The organism is Variovorax sp. Root434 (genome assembly GCF_001426595.1).
In the GTDB taxonomy this organism is placed as follows: Bacteria; Pseudomonadota; Gammaproteobacteria; order Burkholderiales; family Burkholderiaceae_C; genus Variovorax.
This window is the reverse complement of record NZ_LMEK01000012.1, coordinates 812,718-828,810: the sequence shown is the minus strand read 5'-3', so window position 1 is coordinate 828,810 and position 16,093 is coordinate 812,718. Positions and strand designations below refer to the sequence as shown.

13 protein-coding genes and 2 pseudogenes are annotated in these 16,093 nt (G+C 65.0%); 6 read left to right on the top strand and 9 right to left on the bottom strand.

What is annotated here, in order from left to right; genetic code table 11:
* Positions 1–2 precede the first annotated feature (2 nt).
* From ASD05_RS14395 to ASD05_RS14385, 3 genes are all read right to left on the bottom strand, one after another.
* Entirely contained in the window at positions 3–884 is an 882-nt protein-coding gene (locus ASD05_RS14395) for an ABC transporter permease (RefSeq protein WP_056593296.1), read from the bottom strand.
* Complete coding sequence (locus tag ASD05_RS14390) at positions 881–1,831, bottom strand: ABC transporter permease (RefSeq protein ID WP_056593294.1); 951 nt, start codon at positions 1,829–1,831, stop codon at positions 881–883. Before ASD05_RS14390 ends, ASD05_RS14395 begins: the two co-directional genes overlap by 4 nt.
* Positions 1,832–2,164: 333 nt before the next feature.
* Positions 2,165–3,247: a tartrate dehydrogenase gene (locus tag ASD05_RS14385; RefSeq protein WP_056593291.1), complete on the bottom strand. Its 1,083-nt coding sequence runs from the start codon at positions 3,245–3,247 to the stop codon at positions 2,165–2,167.
* A gap of 311 nt (positions 3,248–3,558) precedes the next feature.
* Here ASD05_RS14385 and ASD05_RS14380 point away from each other — a divergent pair, with 311 nt between their 5' ends.
* On the top strand, positions 3,559–4,416 hold the full coding sequence (locus ASD05_RS14380) for an aldo/keto reductase (RefSeq protein WP_056593288.1): 858 nt from the start codon (positions 3,559–3,561) through the stop codon (positions 4,414–4,416).
* Positions 4,417–4,432: 16 nt separating this feature from the next.
* Here ASD05_RS14380 and ASD05_RS14375 read toward each other — a convergent pair whose 3' ends face one another.
* From ASD05_RS14375 to ASD05_RS14365, 3 genes are all read right to left on the bottom strand, one after another.
* Positions 4,433–5,929, bottom strand: coding sequence for a nucleobase:cation symporter-2 family protein (locus ASD05_RS14375; RefSeq protein WP_056593285.1), 1,497 nt, complete (start codon positions 5,927–5,929; stop codon positions 4,433–4,435).
* A gap of 147 nt (positions 5,930–6,076) precedes the next feature.
* The gene (locus tag ASD05_RS14370) at positions 6,077–7,333 is read right to left on the bottom strand and encodes an alpha/beta hydrolase (RefSeq protein ID WP_056594443.1); all 1,257 of its coding nucleotides are present in this window, start codon (positions 7,331–7,333) and stop codon (positions 6,077–6,079) included.
* A gap of 10 nt (positions 7,334–7,343) precedes the next feature.
* On the bottom strand, positions 7,344–8,393 hold the full coding sequence (locus tag ASD05_RS14365; protein ID WP_056593282.1) for an SDR family oxidoreductase: 1,050 nt from the start codon (positions 8,391–8,393) through the stop codon (positions 7,344–7,346).
* 150 nt (positions 8,394–8,543) lie between these two features.
* Between ASD05_RS14365 and ASD05_RS14360 the strand changes: the two genes are divergently transcribed.
* Positions 8,544–9,242 carry a TetR/AcrR family transcriptional regulator gene (locus tag ASD05_RS14360; protein WP_056593279.1) on the top strand — a complete coding sequence of 233 codons (699 nt, stop codon included), beginning with the start codon at positions 8,544–8,546 and terminating at the stop codon, positions 9,240–9,242.
* A gap of 54 nt (positions 9,243–9,296) precedes the next feature.
* Here ASD05_RS14360 and ASD05_RS14355 read toward each other — a convergent pair whose 3' ends face one another.
* Genes ASD05_RS14355 through ASD05_RS14345 form a run of 3 tightly spaced genes read right to left on the bottom strand, consistent with a single transcriptional unit; the run spans position 9,297 to position 12,322 of the window.
* Positions 9,297–10,052, bottom strand: a complete 756-nt coding sequence (locus tag ASD05_RS14355) for a GntR family transcriptional regulator (protein WP_056593276.1) — start codon at positions 10,050–10,052, stop codon at positions 9,297–9,299.
* A gap of 14 nt (positions 10,053–10,066) precedes the next feature.
* Positions 10,067–10,807: an aspartate/glutamate racemase family protein gene (locus tag ASD05_RS14350; protein WP_056593272.1), complete on the bottom strand. Its 741-nt coding sequence runs from the start codon at positions 10,805–10,807 to the stop codon at positions 10,067–10,069.
* A gap of 21 nt (positions 10,808–10,828) precedes the next feature.
* Positions 10,829–12,322, bottom strand: coding sequence for an NCS1 family nucleobase:cation symporter-1 (locus ASD05_RS14345; RefSeq protein ID WP_056594437.1), 1,494 nt, complete (start codon positions 12,320–12,322; stop codon positions 10,829–10,831).
* 344 nt (positions 12,323–12,666) lie between these two features.
* Between ASD05_RS14345 and ASD05_RS14340 the strand changes: the two are divergent.
* The 4 genes and pseudogenes from ASD05_RS14340 to ASD05_RS14325 form a co-directional block, all read left to right on the top strand.
* Positions 12,667–13,422 (top strand): annotated as a pseudogene (locus ASD05_RS14340) (dihydrodipicolinate synthase family protein); the annotation flags it as partial.
* A gap of 4 nt (positions 13,423–13,426) precedes the next feature.
* A pseudogene (locus tag ASD05_RS14335) lies at positions 13,427–13,966 on the top strand (dihydrodipicolinate synthase family protein); the annotation flags it as partial.
* A gap of 39 nt (positions 13,967–14,005) precedes the next feature.
* On the top strand, positions 14,006–15,139 hold the full coding sequence (locus ASD05_RS14330; protein WP_056593269.1) for a branched-chain amino acid ABC transporter substrate-binding protein: 1,134 nt from the start codon (positions 14,006–14,008) through the stop codon (positions 15,137–15,139).
* Positions 15,140–15,153: 14 nt separating this feature from the next.
* A complete protein-coding gene (locus ASD05_RS14325) occupies positions 15,154–16,089 on the top strand; it encodes a 4-hydroxyproline epimerase (RefSeq protein WP_056594434.1) in 936 nt (311 codons plus the stop codon).
* The last annotated feature ends 4 nt before the right edge of the window (positions 16,090–16,093 follow it).

Here is a 16,093-nt window from a genome sequence, read left to right as displayed (position 1 = left end):
GCTTACCGGGCTCTGGCCAGGCGCGGGTCGAGCAAGTCGCGCAACCCGTCGCCCAGGAGGTTCAGCCCGAGCACAGCGAAGGCGATCGCCATGCCGGGGAAGACGGCCAGCAGCGGCTGCTGGAACATGAGGGTCTGCGCCTCGCTGAGCATGCGGCCCCACGAGGGTTGCGGCGGTTGCGTGCCCAGGCCCAGGTAGGAGAGGGCGGCCTCGGCAAGGATGGCGATGGCGAAGCGGATCGTGATCTGCACGATCAGCACGGCCGAGATGTTCGGCAGCACGTGCTGCATCGTGATCGCGAAACTGCCCTTGCCGCAGGCGCGCGCGGCGGCCACATACTCGCGCGACCAGATGGCGTTGGCCGAGGCGCGTGTGATGCGCGCGAAGGTCGGGATGTTGTAGATGCCGATGGCCACGATGGCATTCACGATGCCCGCGCCGAACACGGCGGTCATCATGATGGCCGAGAGGATCGCGGGAAAGGCCAGCGTGAAGTCCGACAGCCGCATCACTGCTTCCTCGACCCAGCCGCGCTTGGCGGCCGCCAGCAGACCCAGCGCCGTACCGACCACGAGGCCGATGCCCACCGCGATCACGCCGACAAGGATCGATGCGCGTGCGCCGACCAGCAGCAGCGAAGCCACGTCGCGCCCGAACGCGTCGGTTCCGAGCCAATGCGATGCGGAGGGCACCTGCATCTTGTTCGCCATGTCCATCGCATACGGCGACCACGGTGTCCACACGAACGAGAGCAGGGCGGCGACGAGCAGCAGCGCGGCCAGCACGCCGCCGATGACGAAGCTGCGGTGCTTCAGCGCGCGCTGCCAGAAGCCAGGGAGCTTGATGAGCGCCGCAGCGCTCGGGGCGGTGATGACGGAGCTCATATGTCGCTGGCCTTGATGCGCGGGTCGATCACTGCGTACAGCACGTCGACCACGAAGTTCACGATCACCACCATGGCCGCCAGCAGCATCACGCAGTTGCGCACCACGATCAGGTCGCGGTTGCTGATGGCCTGGAAGATCAGCCGGCCCAGGCCCGGCAGGTAGAACACGTTCTCCACCACGATGGTGCCGGCCAGCAGCTCGGAGAACTGCATGCCCATGACCGTGATGACCGGGATCATGGCGTTGCGCAGCACGTGGGTCCACAGCACGGCACGCTGTGAGACACCCTTGGCGCGCGCCGTGCGCACGAAGTCCTCGCGCATCACCTCCAGCACTGCCGAACGCGTGATGCGCGCGAGGATCGCGGCCTGCACCACCGCCAGCGACAGCGCAGGCAGCAGCAGCGACTTGATGCCCGCGAAGAAGCCCTCGCCCCAGCCCTCGAAGCCGCCAGCGGAGAACCACTGCAGCTGCACCGAGAACACGAGGATCAGCAGGATGGCGAACCAGAAGTTCGGGATCGCGATGCCGACCTGGGCCATGCCCATCAGCCCGACGTCGCCGAGCTTGTTGTGGCGTGCGGCAGCCGTCACGCCCACCAGCAGCGCGATGACGACGGTCAGGGCCATCGCCATCATGGCCAGTGGCACGGTGAGCGCGAGGCGTTCGAGGATCAGGTCGAGCACGGGCGAGCTGTAGGCGTAGCTGTCGCCGAGGTTGCCGGTCAGCAGGCCGCCGATCCAGTGCCAGTAGCGCGTCCATGCGGGCTGGTCGAGACCGAGCTTGGTGGCCAGGGCGGCGACGGCTTCGGGCGAGGCGTCCGGCCCCATGAGCATCTGCGCTGCGTTGCCCGGAAGAATTTCCAGAACGAGGAACACGATGACCGAGGCGCCGATCAGCGTGCCGATCAGCGTCAGCGTGCGCTTGAGCAGGAAGAGGCCCATGTCAGTGACTCCGCTGCGTGGTGTTGTGTTGCGGTGTGTTCGGGGTGCGTGCACAGGCCACCGGGTACTCCCCTCCGCGAATGTCCCCCGGCCTGCGGCCTCCTCCTTTATTTCGCTGCGGGGAGCACCCGGTGTCCTGTGCACGAGGGCACGCTCTGGGTGCACGGCTGATCAACGACTGCTCTGTCCAACGCTCACGCCGACGGGGTGCCTTGCGCAGCGAAATAAAGGAGGAGGCCGAAGGCCGGAGGACATTCGCGGAGCAAGGTACCCCGTCGGCGTGAGCGCACCCCGAACGACGCACCCCGTACCGACCCCTGGCTTCCAGATGCGTCATGCAGAAATGCACTCGGCAATCGCGCGGCCCACGTCCACGGTGTTGGCCGTGCCGCCCATGTCGCGGGTGCGCGGACCTTCGCTCAGTACCGTCTCGATGGCCGACAGCACGGCGGCGGAAGCCTGCGCGTAGACGGGATCGTCGCCGCCGAGGTGGTCCAGCATCAGCGCGGCCGACCAGATCTGGCCGATGGGATTGGCGATGCCCTTGCCTGCGATGTCGGGCGCCGAGCCATGCACGGGCTCGAACAGCGACGGGAACTTGCGCTCCGGATTCAGGTTGGCCGAGGGCGCGATGCCGATGGTGCCGGTGCAGGCCGGGCCCAGGTCGGACAGGATGTCGCCGAAGAGGTTGGAGGCCACGACCACGTCGAACCAGTCGGGGTGCTGCACGAAGTGCGCGCAGAGGATGTCGATGTGGAACTTGTTCGTCGCCACGTCGGGGTAGCGCGTGGCCATCTCGGCCAGGCGTTCGTCCCAGTAGGGCATGGTGATCGAGATGCCGTTCGACTTGGTGGCGGCCGTCAGGCTCTTGCGCTTGCGGCGGCTGGCGAGCTTGAACGCGTAGTCGATGATGCGGTCTACGCCGGTGCGGGTGAACACGGCTTCCTGGATCGCCATTTCGCGCGGCGTGCCTTCGAACAAGCGGCCGCCGACCGAGGTGTATTCGCCTTCGGTGTTCTCGCGCACCACCAGGAAGTCGATGTCGCCGGGCTTGCGGTGTGCCAGCGGACCGGGCACGCCGGGCATCAGGCGCACGGGGCGCAGGTTGACGTACTGGTCGAAGTCGCGGCGGATCTTGATGAGCAGGCCCCACACTGCGATGTGATCGGGCACCTTGTCGGGCGCGCCCACCGCGCCGAAGTAGATCGCGTCGTGGCCCTGGATCTTGTCGGCCCAGTTGGCCGGCATCATCAGGCCGGTGCGCACGTAGTGGTCGGAGCCCCAGTCGAAGTGGTCGTAGGAGAAGTCGATGCCGAAGCGGCGGCCCACCGCGTCGAGCACGCGCAACCCTTCGGGCATGACCTCGACGCCGATGCCGTCTCCGGGAATGACGGCAATCCTGTGCTTTTTCTGCATTGACTCAACCTGTTCCAAGTTCGTTGCGTTCGGGGGCCGGCGCCTGCGACGCTGGGCTGTTGAAAAATTCTAGGAGCGAGGGGTGCGGGTGCGGTGGGGGTTGGCACTCAAACCGCATTGACAAGATCAGAAGGCGAAGCGTCGAGGTTTCAGAGAGGAGCTTGTCAATCCACTGTCACGAAATCGACTTCGATTTCGAAAAATTAGAAGGCTGGAAGAGCCTTGGGCGAACGCGATGCTGCTGCACGGAGCACTGGGACAGCCGTCGCCAGAGGGCTGACACGGCCTTGTGTCCCCCGTACCATGGCCCGATGCGAACACTCCAACTTCCCACTGGCGGCGAGATGCCCGTCCTCGGCCTGGGCACATGGCGGATGGGCGAAAACGCGGGTCATCGTGCGGCGGAGGTGAAGGCCGTGCGCGAGGCCATCGCCCTCGGCTACCGGCTCATCGACACGGCCGAGATGTACGGCGAAGGCGGGGCCGAAACGGTGGTGGGCCAGGCCATTGCCGAGGCCCTGCGCGTGGGCGACGCGCGCCGCGAAGAGCTCTTCGTCGTCAGCAAGGTCTATCCGCACAACGCCAGCCGACGCGGCACGCGCGACGCGTGCGAGCGCAGCCTGAAGCGGCTGGGCCTCGACGCCATCGATCTCTACCTGCTGCACTGGCGTGGCAGCCATCCGCTGCGCGAGACCGTCGCGGCGATGCAGTCGCTGGCGGCCGACGGACGCATCGGCCACTGGGGCGTGAGCAACTTCGACACCGACGACATGGAAGAGCTGACGCGGGCCGTGGGCGGCGGCCCGGGCTGTGCGGCGAACCAGGTGTACCTGTCGCTCGGCGAGCGCGGCCCCGAGTTCAGCCTGCTGCCCTGGCAGCGCGAACGCGGCATGCCGCTGATGGCCTACAGCCCGATCGACCAGGGGGCGCTGGCTGAAGACGATGGGCTGGGCGAACTGGCCGGCCGGCTCGGCGTGACGGCTGCGCAGCTTGCATTGGCCGCCGTCGTCGCACGGCCCGGCGTGGCCGCGATTCCGAAGGCGGTGCGCAGCGCGCACCTGAAGGAGAACCTGGCCGCCGCCGATCTGCAGCTCGATGCGGCGACCCTGGCCGAGCTGGACCGCCTGCATCCACCGCCGCGGCGCAAGACGCCGCTAGCGATGATCTGAGAAGAAGAAAGAAGGATCAGTGCGCCTCGGCCTGCTTGGCCGCGGCGATCACAGCCTGCTCGTCGTGCTTCGCGCCGTTGAGGAACAGGTTGAGCAGCACGGCCGCAATCGACGCCAGCAGAATGCCCGACTCGATCAGCGAGTGGATTGCGTGCGGCATCCATTGCTTGAAGTTGGGCGCGATCAGCGGAATCATGCCCACGCCGATAGCCACCGCGACGATCATCGCGTTGTGGCGGTTGGTCTTGAAGTCCACGCCTGAGAGGATGCGGATGCCCGTGGCGGCCACCATGCCGAACATCACGAGGCCCGCGCCGCCGAGCACCACGGTGGGCAACGACTCCACCAGCGCGGCCATCTTCGGCAGCAGGCCCAGCACGATCAGGATCGCGCCGCCGGCCACGCACACGTAGCGGCTCTTGATGCCCGTGACGGCCACCAGGCCCACGTTCTGCGAGAAACTGGTGTACGGGAAGGTGTTGAAGATGCCGCCGATCAGCGTGCCCAGGCCGTCGGTGCGCAGGCCGCGCGCCAGGTCCTTCTGGCTGATCTTGCGGTCGGTCATTTCACCGAGCGCGAGGAACATGCCGGTCGATTCGATCATCACCACGATCATGATCAGCGTCATGGTGAGGATCAGGATCGGGTCGAACTGCGGCATGCCGAAGTGAAAGGGCAGCACCACGTCCACCCACGCGGCCTTGCCGACCTTCTCGTAGGTCATGAGCCCGGTGGCCGAGGCCACCACCGCACCGATCACGATGCCCAGCAGCACCGAGATGTTGGCGATGAAACCCTTGGCGTATTTGACGATCAGCAGGATCGACACGAGCACCAGCGCAGCCACGCCGAAGCCGGAGAGGTCCGCGTACTTGGGGTTGGGCACGGTGGGCATGATCGCAAAGCCCTTGGGCACCGCGGGAATGGAGCTGCCGGGCGAGGTGACCTCGGCCAGCCACTTCGCATACACCGGGTCGACCAGCGCGGGCGCCGTCGGGCCCACGGGATTGCCGAAGATCCAGTTGATGCCCACGCGCATCAGGCTGATGCCGATGACCGTGATGATGGTGCCTGTGACCACCGGCGGAAAGAAGCGCAGCATGCAGCTCACCAGCGGCGCGATCAGTATCGACACCACGCCCGCGCCGATGATGGCGCCGAACAGCAGCTGCGCGCCGTTCTGGCCCGGGTTGGCGTTGGCGATGGCGACCATTGGCGCCACCGACGCGAAGGTCACGCCCATCATCACGGGCAGCTTGATGCCGAAGAACTGCGTGGCACCCAGCGCCTGGATCAGCGTGGCGATGCCGCAGCAGAACAGGTCGGCCGAGATCAGCAGCGCGACCTCGTCGGGCGAGAGCTTGAGCGCTCGGCCGACGATGAGCGGCACCGCGACCGCGCCCGCATACATCACCAGCACGTGCTGCAGGCCGAGGGCCGCGAGCTTGCCTGAAGGCAGGCGCTGGTCCACGGGATGGACTGTTGGAACAGTGGAAGAGGTCTCGGCCGTCATCGTGTATCTCCTGGCGCAGCAAGGGGAGAGAGCGTGAACGGCGCGGTGTTCCGTGGCGTCCACCTAGTGTGTACGCCAAACTGTATACAATTTATGCGGCAATCCGGATGCAGGAAAACCCGCATCGCGGGCGCCGGGCGAAGACGATCAGTTTTCCAGTTTCAGCCGCCGCATGAGCCAGTTCGCGGTGAACTCGAAGTGCTCTCGCATGTTCGACTCCGCCGTGTGGCCATCATCCCCAAATACCAGTTGCGTCACATTGAAGCCAAGAGCCGCAAGAGATGCGGGTTCATCTCTGGAGATGAGATCTTCGCGGGCGCCGTTCACCATGAGAATGGGTTTGTGCAACTGCACCGCGGTTGGCATCTTCAATTGATGTGAGAGTTGGAATGCTTCGTAGTATTCGCACATCGCCTGACGAGGCGTCGTCTGCGGATTCATGTTGGCAAACACGGTGTAGGGCGCGACGATCCATGCAGGCGCTGTCTTGCAATGCGCTTGTCCGAAGCTCGAGTCGCTGGGGCCGCCTATGTTGACGATCGCTTTGTAGAAGTCGTTCTTAAGCCCGCCAAGCGTTCCCAAGTAGCCCCCCATGCTCCAGCCGTACACGGCCACTCGGCTTGCGTCCAGATCGCTGCGGGTCTTGATGTAGTCCGCAACCGTGTCGAGCATCGCGGAGGACTCCGGACGGAATCCCAACTGGTTCTCCCCGGTGTCCGGATTCTCCACAATGAGGGTTGCGAACCCGCGGCTCATGAAGTAGTCGCTGTGCCGGATCATCTCCGTCTTCAGGTTGTCGAGGCCGCCCAGAATGACCAGCACCGGCAGCTTCTCGTTGCTGCCGCGTCGTACCGACGGTGCTCGGGAGTAGCCGATGAATTCTTTCTCTCCGGTCTTGAACGTGATCCGCTGGAGCGGTTTTCCCTGGACCGCGTAGGCTCGTTCGGTCGCCTGCAGATCCGCAGTGGGGACACGCTTGGGCAGTCGATTCATCCGCAGATAGAAAGCGGCCTTTTTGTATTCGGCCGATGCGGTCGTGCTGTCGCCCCGCTCTTCGGCCACGCGGGCTCGTTCCAGATGCAGCTGGGCGGGCTTGCTGAAAGTCGCTTGCCAGGCTGCCTGCGACGGCCCGGCATGTTCCGGCAGCGTTCCAGCGACGTCGTCGAACGTACTTGCGTCGATGCCGGCATCCTCGAGCCACCAACAGATGTTGAATTTGAACGAAGGATGCATGCGAGCGACGCCTCCCGGGTACTCCGCCTGTCCTTTCCTGCAGAACTCGGCCATGCTGTCCGCCGCCCTGGCCGAGGGGATGCCCTGCGCCGCGGATTCGTGCGGCGCTGCCGCGACAAGAAGGACGGCTCCGAAGGCCGTCAAGAATTTCAAGATCAATTTGTTCGTCACGGTCTTTCCTTTATTGGGGCGACGCACCGGGCAGCCAGCCATTGCCGCGGTACCAGGCGACCGTATCGGCAACGGTTTGCTCGATCGGGCGAAACTTCAGTTGAAGCTTCTGCTCGCTCTTCGTGTGGTTGAAATGACTGCGCCCCGCCTCCTTGCGCATCAGCCGCACCGTCGCCAGGCTGAGCAGGATGGGTTTGCCGCTGATCCGCGCATAGAGCTCCTGTGCCGCCGCCAGGAGATACAGGAGCGGGAAGGGCAAGTTGCGTGTCGGCGTCTTGATGCCCGCGATCTTCCCCAGCAAGGGCACCAATTCCTGCATCGTCATGTGGCGGCCGGCAGCCAGATAGCGTTCGCCGCGCTGCCCGTGCTCCGCGGCCGAAATCTGCGCCCTCGCCACATCGCGGGCATCGACAACGGAAAAGCTTCCAGGCAGCAACCCAGGCAATTTCCCAAGCACCACATCGTTGACAAATTGTCCTGACGAGGTGGGGCCGATATCGGCTGGCCCCCACATCCACCCTGGCAAGACAAAGCTCGCGTGCATGTCCGGGTGCGTCGCAAGAAAGGCCGACACGACTTGATCGGCCAGTATCTTGCTGCGGTAGTAGTCGTCGTCGGCATCTGCCAGGTCACGCAGACAGGTCTCGTCGATGGGCATGCCAGGTTCGCCATTCAGCACCGCGATGGATGAGGTCTGGACGAAGCGCCGGATGCCGGCGTCGTATGCCCGCTCGATGAGCTGCTGTGTGCCGTCCACATTGATGCGTTTGAGCTCTTCCCAGTGGCTGCCGCCCTTGAAGTTGTCCCGGAAGAAGGCGGCGGTGTGGAACACCACGTCGCATCCTTGCAGTGCCCTGGAGAAAGCGGGTACATCCGCCATGTCGCCCAGCACCAATTCGACGCCTTTCACCCCCGCAAACTGCTGCTGACCTTTGGTCTTCGAGCGGGCGAGGGCCTTGACGGAGACGCCGCGCGCGACCAGTTCGCGCACAAGGTTGTTGCCGAGAAGGCCAGTGGCGCCGGTGACAAACGCGGACCTCGGGCTCTTGGGTTTTTCCATATCGATTGAATTTCAAAGATCAAATGAGTTTTGAATGTACCTTCGACATTTTGAAATATCAAGTGATATCTGGAGCGGTGTGCAGCCTCGCCTCCGGAAGCACGCGCCCCGCCGGTCGATATCCAAAGTTCATGTGATATCTTTTGAGGCATGAGCCCCACGACAGCAAGAACGCGCCTGACCCGTGAGGAAAGCCGGGCGCAGACTCGCGAGCGTCTGGTCGATACCGCGCAGAACCTGTTCGTGTCGAACGGCTATGGGGGCGCGTCGATCCGAGACATCGCGGACAAGGCGGGCTACTCCCAAGGTGCCTTCTATTCGAACTTCTCGAGCAAGGAAGACGTCCTGCTGGAGTTGCTGCGACGGCACATGGAAGCGGAAGCGACGCAGCTTTCCACGGTCTTGGGCAACGACGCGCAACAGCCCGAACAGATGCTGGCCGAACTGGAAGCCTGGGCTTCCACGCTCAATCACGATGCCGACTGGTGCATGCTTTCCATCGAACTGCAGTTGCATGCCAATCGCAGCCCGACGTTCGCTGCGGAGTACCGGAAGGTGTGGGACAAACACCGCTCCGAAATCGGCGGCGTGATCGGCCTATTGTTCGACAAGCTCGGGCGCTCGCCCCCTGCCGCACCGGACGAACTGGCCGCGGCCTTCATGGCACTCTCGCATGGACTGGCACTGCAGCGGATGAGCACGCGCCCGGATCCCTCGGGCCGGCTGATCATGGTGTTCCTGCGCGGACTGATCGCAAGTGCGGAATGCCTGGGAACCGCAGCTGTCGCACCGGCCGACTCTTCTTCGCGCGAGCCCAGGAAGCGCGCTGCGAAGAAAGCTCGGCGCTGAATCACACCCGGGGTGCCCAGGACACCGTCGAGGTGTCTGTCTTGCAGGCCCTCCCTAGGCGAGCAGCGCCTTCACCAGATCGAGCTGCCGGTCGGGCTTCTCGGTGCCCAGTTCGAGGCTGGCCTCGATGCGCTCCAGGTGGTCATTCATGCTCTTCACGGCGGCCTCGGCATCGCCTTTGCGGCACAGGCGCAGGAAATCGGCGTGCTCGTCCGACGAGCAGTGCGGATCGTTCGACGAGTGGTACAGCATGGCGATCAGCGAGCTGCGTGCCACCAGTTCGCGCACCAGCTCGGCCAGCGTGCGGTTGCCCGTGGCCTCGGCCAGCGCCACATGGAAGTCGCCCAGCAGCTTCTCGCGCACGGTGCCCGTGGTAGTGGTCTGGCGCAGCGCTGTGCGTTCGAACTTGATGTGCTGCTCCAGCACTTGGTAGTCGCGCGGCCGTGCGGCGGCGACGAACAGGCGCACCACCTCGCTTTCGAGAATGCGGCGCACCGCGAACACCTCGCGGGCCTCTTCCACCGTCGGCTGGCAGACGAAGGCGCCCTTGTCGGGAATCATCTCGATGAGCTTGTCCTTCGACAGCATCAGCAATGCGGCGCGCACCTTGGTGCGGCTGACCGAATAGACCCGGCCCAGCGCCTCTTCGCGCAGCCAGGTGCCGGGCGGCAGGCGCTTCTCGACGATCGCGGTGGCGATGTCGTTGGCGATGCTTTCGATGGAGCTGTTCTTGTCGGCTGCGGCCGCGCCGTTCTCGGCTGGAACGGCGATGGCGGGGGGTACGGAAGATTTGGAACTGGCGCGGGGCATGCGCGGATTGTGGCCTAGCTCGAAAGCGTAAAGCCTTCCAGTGCGCCAACGATGGGCTTGGGCAAGGGCTTCGCCAGCTCCCCGCGCTTGCTGGTGCGCAGCTTCAGGGCGACGAGCGACTCGATGAGCTTGGTGCCCGCGGCCACGCCGTCGATCACGGGCACGCCGAGCACTTGCTCGATATGCGCGCACAGGTCGGTCATGCCGGCGCAGCCCAGCACGATGCAGTCGGAGCCGTCTTCCTCGAGCGCGCGCCGGCATTCGTCGACGATGCGTTCGCGCGCACGCGAGCCGGGCTCCTCGAGTTCGAGCACCGGCAGCTCGCAGGCGCGCACGTTGGCGCAGAAGCGCTCCATGCCGTAGATCTCGGCCAGGTGCCAGGCCTGGCCCATGGTGCGGCCCAGCGTCGTCACCACGCTGAAGCGGCTGCCCAACATGCTGGCCAGGTGCATCGCGGCTTCGGCGATGCCCACCACCGGTCCGCGCGCCAGTTCGCGCGCGGCCTTCAGGCCCGGGTCGCCGAAGCAGGCGATCACGTAGCCGTCGATGTTGCCCTCGCGTTCGCCCGCCGCGATCTCCTGCAGCAGGCCCGGCACGGCCAGCGCTTCGTCGTAGTGGCTCTCGATGGAGACCGGCCCCATGGCCGGGCTCACGGCGACGATCTCGGTGCCGGCGTGCGCCACCGCGCGGGCGCAGGCACCGATCTTCTCGGTCATGCTCCAGGTGGTGTTGGGGTTGATGATCTTGATGCGCACGGCGCTCCCTTTCTCTTCAGTTCAAGTCTTGTTGTTGCGGTTCAGCACGGCATAGAGCACGAAGCCCAGGCCCATGCCGATGAACCACGCATAGTTCGCGCCACCGCGCAGCGCCGGCACCATCACGCACAGGATCGGCACCAGTGCGGAGGGCACCAGCGCCTGGATCGCCTTCGGGTTGTAGCCGCTGCTGTACCAGTACTCACCCTTCGGGCTCATGCTGTAGAGCGCGTCCACGTCGATGCGCTGCTTGCGCACGATGTAGTAGTCGGCAATCAGAATGCCGAACAGCGGCCCGATGAACGAACCCAGCACGTCGAGCGTGTAGTGAATGACCTCGGGGCTGTTGTACAGGTTCCATGGCGTGAGAAACACCGAGCCTACGGCCGCGATCATGCCGCCCGTGCGCCAGCTGATGTGCTGCGGCGCCACGTTCGAGAAGTCGAAGGCCGGCGAGACGAAGTTGGCCACGATGTTGATGCCGATGGTTGCGATCATGAAGGTCAGCGCGCCCAGCACGACGGCGGTGGTGCTGTCGATCTTGCCCACGGTATGCACCGGATCGGTGATCAGTTCCCCAAAGACGGGCAGCGTGGCGGCGGTGGTGATGACAGTCAGCAGCGAGAAGAACACGAAGTTCACCGGCAGGCCCCAGAAGTTGCCCTTCTTCACCGCGTCGAAGCTCTTGCCGTAGCGCGAGAAATCGCCGAAGTTGAGCATCGGGCCGCTGAAGTAGCTCACCACCAGCGCAATGGCCGAGAGCATCACGGGCAGCGCGTCCCAGCCCTGGAACTTGATGCCGCCCAGGTTAAGGTCGATCTTGCTCCAGCCCGCCTTCCACACCAGCCAGCCGCACAGCACGGCCATGACCACGTACACCGCCGGGCCGGCCCAGTCGATGAACTTGCGGATGGCGTCCATGCCGTGCCAGAAGACGAAGGCCTGCAGCACCCACATGACCATGAACGCGACCCAGCCGAGGGCCGACAGGCCGACGAAGCCGTGTTGCGCGACATCGGCATACGGCGCCAGGCCCGGCGCCATGTGCAGCGCCAGCACCATGAACGCCGCCGATGCGAGGTACGTCTGCACGCCGTACCAGGCCACGGCGATCAGCCCGCGGATGATGGCGGGGATGTTGGCGCCCAGCACGCCGAAGGGCGCGCGGCACACCACCGGGTAGGGCACGCCCGTCACCTGGCTGGGCTTGGCCACGAGGTTGCAGAAGAACTGCACGATCACGATGCCGACCAGCAGCGACACCAGCACCTGCCAGCTCGACAGGCCCAGCGCGAACAGGCTGCCGGCCGTGATGTAGCCGCCCACGCTGTGCACGTCGGACATCCAGAAGGCAAAGATGTTGTATTGGCCCCAGGTCTGCTTCTTCAGCGGGGCGAGGTCTTCGTTGGTCAGGCGCGGGTGGTAGCCCGGCTTGATGACGGCGTTTGATTCCGCGTGCGGCGCAATGCCGGCTTCGCTTGCCCCCGCGGGGGCCTGGCTGACGACTGTGCTCATGGTCATTCCTCGTGCGAGTGAGTTGGATTGGGACCGGTTTTGACGCAAATTTCGCGCCGGATATTCGGATGCGTTATTTGTATACAAAAATTGCACTCAATCAAGGCCATTCGAGGAACCATATATCCGTAGATTCCCTGATGCGATGTCAATAGCGAATAACGCTAATATTTTGTTTGTATGTTTTAAATATATTAATAAGATATTTGAAATCGACCACCCTGTTACCCAAGGAGCACCATCCGTGACCAATCCCCGCTGGCAAGGCATCTTCCCCGCCATCACCACCAAGTTCCACGCCGACGAGAGCATCGATGCCGAGGGCACCGCNAGGAGCACCATCCGTGACCAATCCCCGCTGGCAAGGCATCTTCCCCGCCATCACCACCAAGTTCCACGCCGACGAGAGCATCGATGCCGAGGGCACCGCCCGGCACATCGACTTCCAGATCCGCAACGGCATCCATGGCCTCGTCACCTGCGGCTCGCTCGGCGAAGCCAGCACGCTGACGCTGGAAGAAAAGCTCCAGGTCGCGAAGATCGCGCTGGACGCCGCCGACGGCCGCATCCCGGTGCTGGCCAATGTGTCGGAAACCAGCACGCGCGAAGCGCTGCGCTACGTGGACGGTGCCAACAAGCTCGGCGTGGCCGGCTTCATGGTGATGCCCTCGGTGATCTACGTGGCCGACGCACGCGAGGCGATGCTCAATGTGCGCACCATCGCCAACGCCGCGCAGAAACCCATCATGGTCTACAACAACCCGGTGGCCTACCGCGTCGACCTCAAGCCCGAGCACATGGTCGAGCTGGCCGACTGCGAATGGATCGCGGCGATCAAGGAGAGCACCGACGACATCCGCCGCATCACCGACCTGCGCAACACGGTGGGYGACCGCTACCAGCTGTTCCTGGGCGTGGACGACCTGGCCTACGAAGGCCTGGCCCTGGGCTGCGACGGCCTGCTGGCCGGGGTGGGTTGCGCCTTCCCGCGCGAGACGGTGGCGCTGTACGACCTGATGAAGGCCGGCCAGTTCGCCGAGGCGCTCAAGCTCTACCAGTGGATGACGCCGATGCTGCACCTCGACGTGTCGACCAAGCTGCACCATCGCCAACGCCGCGCAGAAACCCATCATGGTCTACAACAACCCGGTGGCCTACCGCGTCGACCTCAAGCCCGAGCACATGGTCGAGCTGGCCGACTGCGAATGGATCGCGGCGATCAAGGAGAGCACCGACGACATCCGCCGCATCACCGACCTGCGCAACACGGTGGGYGACCGCTACCAGCTGTTCCTGGGCGTGGACGACCTGGCCTACGAAGGCCTAGCCCTGGGCTGCGACGGCCTGCTGGCCGGGGTGGGTTGCGCGTTCCCGCGTGAGACGGTGGCGCTGTACGACCTGATGAAGGCCGGCCAGTTCGCCGAGGCGCTCAAGCTCTACCAGTGGATGACGCCGATGCTGCACCTCGACGTGTCGACCAAGCTCGTGCAGAACCTCAAGCTCATCGACGTGCTGGTGGGCGTGGGCASCGAGCACATGCGCCGCCCGCGCCTGCCGCTCATCGGCGAGGAGCGCGCCTTCATCGAGGCCGTCGTGAAGAAGGCGCTCGCCACGCGGCCTGCGCAGTACCAATCGGTTATGTAATACGCCCCTCTTTTCATCGTCCCCAACCTAGGAAGAAGCATGAAGTCAAAAGCAAACATGGTTTCGTTTCTCGGCCTCGTGGCCATCGCCATCGCAGGTCAGGCACAAGCACAGGAGCAGGTGGTCAAGATCGGTCACAGCGGTCCGCTCTCGGGCCCCAATGCCTTCGCGGGCAAGGACAATGAAAACGGCGTGCGCCTCGCCGTCGAGGAACTCAATGCTAAGAAGCTCAGCGTCGGCGGCAAGACGCTGAAGTTCGAGATGGTGTCTGAAGACGACCAGTGCGACGCCAAGACCGGCGTGAGCGTGGCGCAGAAGTTCGTCGACGACGGCGTCAAGTTCGTCATGGGCCCGTACTGCTCGGGCGTGGCCATTCCGGCGTCGCGCATCTACAGCGACGGCGGCACCATGGTCTCCACGGTGGGCACCAACCCGAAGGTCACGCAGGGTGGCTACAAGAACCTCTACCGCATCATCGCGAGCGACAACCAGATCGGCGGCGCCATGGCGGTCTACGCGGCCAAGGTGCTGAAGGTAACCAAGGTCGGCGTGATCGACGACCGCACCGCCTTCGGCCAGGGCCTCGCCGAAGAGTTCACCAAGGAAGCGAAGAAGCAGGGCCTGACCGTGGTCGGCCAGGAGTTCACCACCGACAAGGCCGTGGACTTCACGGCCATCCTGACCAACATGAAGGCCAAGGCGCCCGAGGCCATCTTCTTTGGCGGCTATGCACCGCAGGCCGCGCCCATGGCGCGCCAGATGAAGCAGCTCGCCGTACCCGGCAAGCTGCTGGGCGGCGACACCGTGTGCAGCCCCGCCACCGGCAAGCTCGGCGGCGACGCGGTCAACGATCTGGTGTTCTGCGCGCAGGGTGGCTCTATCCTCGAGAAGGCGCAGAGCGGCCCGGCCTTCAAGGAGAAGTTCAAGAAGCGCTTCAACGTCGATCCCGACGCGTACGCTGCTTCGTACTACGACCAGGTGCTGTTCATCGGCGAGTCGATGAAGAAGGCCAACTCCATCGACCCCGACAAGGTGGGCGCCGAGCTCTACAAGACCACCTACAAGGGCGTGGCCGCAACCTATTCGTACGACGACAAGGGCAACATGAAGCAGGCGCCCATCACCGTCTTTACTTTCAAGAACGCGGCGCCCGTTCCCCTCGCCAGCTATTGATCGGACCCAGCCACATGCAACGCATCCAGGTCATCGATTCGCACACGGGCGGCGAGCCCACGCGCCTTGTGATCGGCGGGTTTCCCGATCTGGGCGGCGGCAGCATGGCCGAGCGCCGTGCGCTGCTGGCCGAGCGGCACGACAAGTGGCGCGCGGCGGCCGTGCTGGAGCCGCGCGGCAGCGACGTGGTGGTGGGGGCGCTGCTTTGCGAGCCCGTGTCGCCGGATGCGGCTGCCGGCGTGGTCTTCTTCAACAACGCCGGCTACATCGGCATGTGCGGCCACGGCACCATCGGGCTGGTCGCGAGCCTTGCGCACATGGGGCGCATCGGCGTGGGCGAGCACCGGATCGAGACGCCTGTAGGCACGGTCACGACCACGCTGCACGAAGACGGCTCGGTGAGCGTGCGCAACGTGCCGGCCTACCGGCATCTGCACCAGGTGGCGGTCGAGCTGCCGGGCCATGGCACCGTCCGCGGCGACGTGGCCTGGGGCGGCAACTGGTTCTTCCTGGTGAGCGAGCACGGCCAGCGCGTGGCGAGCGACAACCTCGCGGCGCTGACCGGCTACACCTCTGCCTTGCGCCGCGCACTGGCGGCGCAGGGGATCACGGGCGCGGACGGCGCGGAGATCGATCACGTCGAACTCTTTGCCAACGACGACGAAGGCGCGGACAGCCGCAACTTCGTGCTGTGCCCGGGCAACGCCTACGACCGCTCGCCCTGCGGCACCGGCACCAGCGCCAAGATCGCCTGCCTCGCGGCGGACGGCAAGCTCGCGCCGGGCGAAGTGTGGACGCAGGCCAGCGTGATCGGCAGCCGCTTCGAGGCCAGCTACGAGATGGCGGATGGCAAGGTCATTCCCACGCTGCGAGGCCGCGCGCACATCAGCGCCGAAGCCACGCTCCTGATCGAAGAAGACGATCCCTTCGGCTGGGGCATCCGGCTCTGACATC

Excerpts from the sequence above, each read along its gene's own strand:
- ASD05_RS14345 (WP_056594437.1), bottom strand. The coding sequence starts at position 12,322 with ATGAGCACAGTCGTCAGCCAGGCCCCCGCGGGGGCAAGCGAAGCCGGC.
- ASD05_RS14330 (WP_056593269.1), top strand. The coding sequence starts at position 14,006 with ATGAAGTCAAAAGCAAACATGGTTTCGTTTCTCGGCCTCGTGGCCATC.
- ASD05_RS14395 (WP_056593296.1), bottom strand. The coding sequence starts at position 884 with ATGAGCTCCGTCATCACCGCCCCGAGCGCTGCGGCGCTCATCAAGCTC.
- ASD05_RS14325 (WP_056594434.1), top strand. The coding sequence starts at position 15,154 with ATGCAACGCATCCAGGTCATCGATTCGCACACGGGCGGCGAGCCCACG.
- ASD05_RS14360 (WP_056593279.1), top strand. The coding sequence starts at position 8,544 with ATGAGCCCCACGACAGCAAGAACGCGCCTGACCCGTGAGGAAAGCCGG.
- ASD05_RS14390 (WP_056593294.1), bottom strand. The coding sequence starts at position 1,831 with ATGGGCCTCTTCCTGCTCAAGCGCACGCTGACGCTGATCGGCACGCTG.
- ASD05_RS14385 (WP_056593291.1), bottom strand. The coding sequence starts at position 3,247 with ATGCAGAAAAAGCACAGGATTGCCGTCATTCCCGGAGACGGCATCGGC.
- ASD05_RS14380 (WP_056593288.1), top strand. The coding sequence starts at position 3,559 with ATGCGAACACTCCAACTTCCCACTGGCGGCGAGATGCCCGTCCTCGGC.
- ASD05_RS14355 (WP_056593276.1), bottom strand. The coding sequence starts at position 10,052 with ATGCCCCGCGCCAGTTCCAAATCTTCCGTACCCCCCGCCATCGCCGTT.
- ASD05_RS14365 (WP_056593282.1), bottom strand. The coding sequence starts at position 8,393 with ATGGAAAAACCCAAGAGCCCGAGGTCCGCGTTTGTCACCGGCGCCACT.
- ASD05_RS14375 (WP_056593285.1), bottom strand. The coding sequence starts at position 5,929 with ATGACGGCCGAGACCTCTTCCACTGTTCCAACAGTCCATCCCGTGGAC.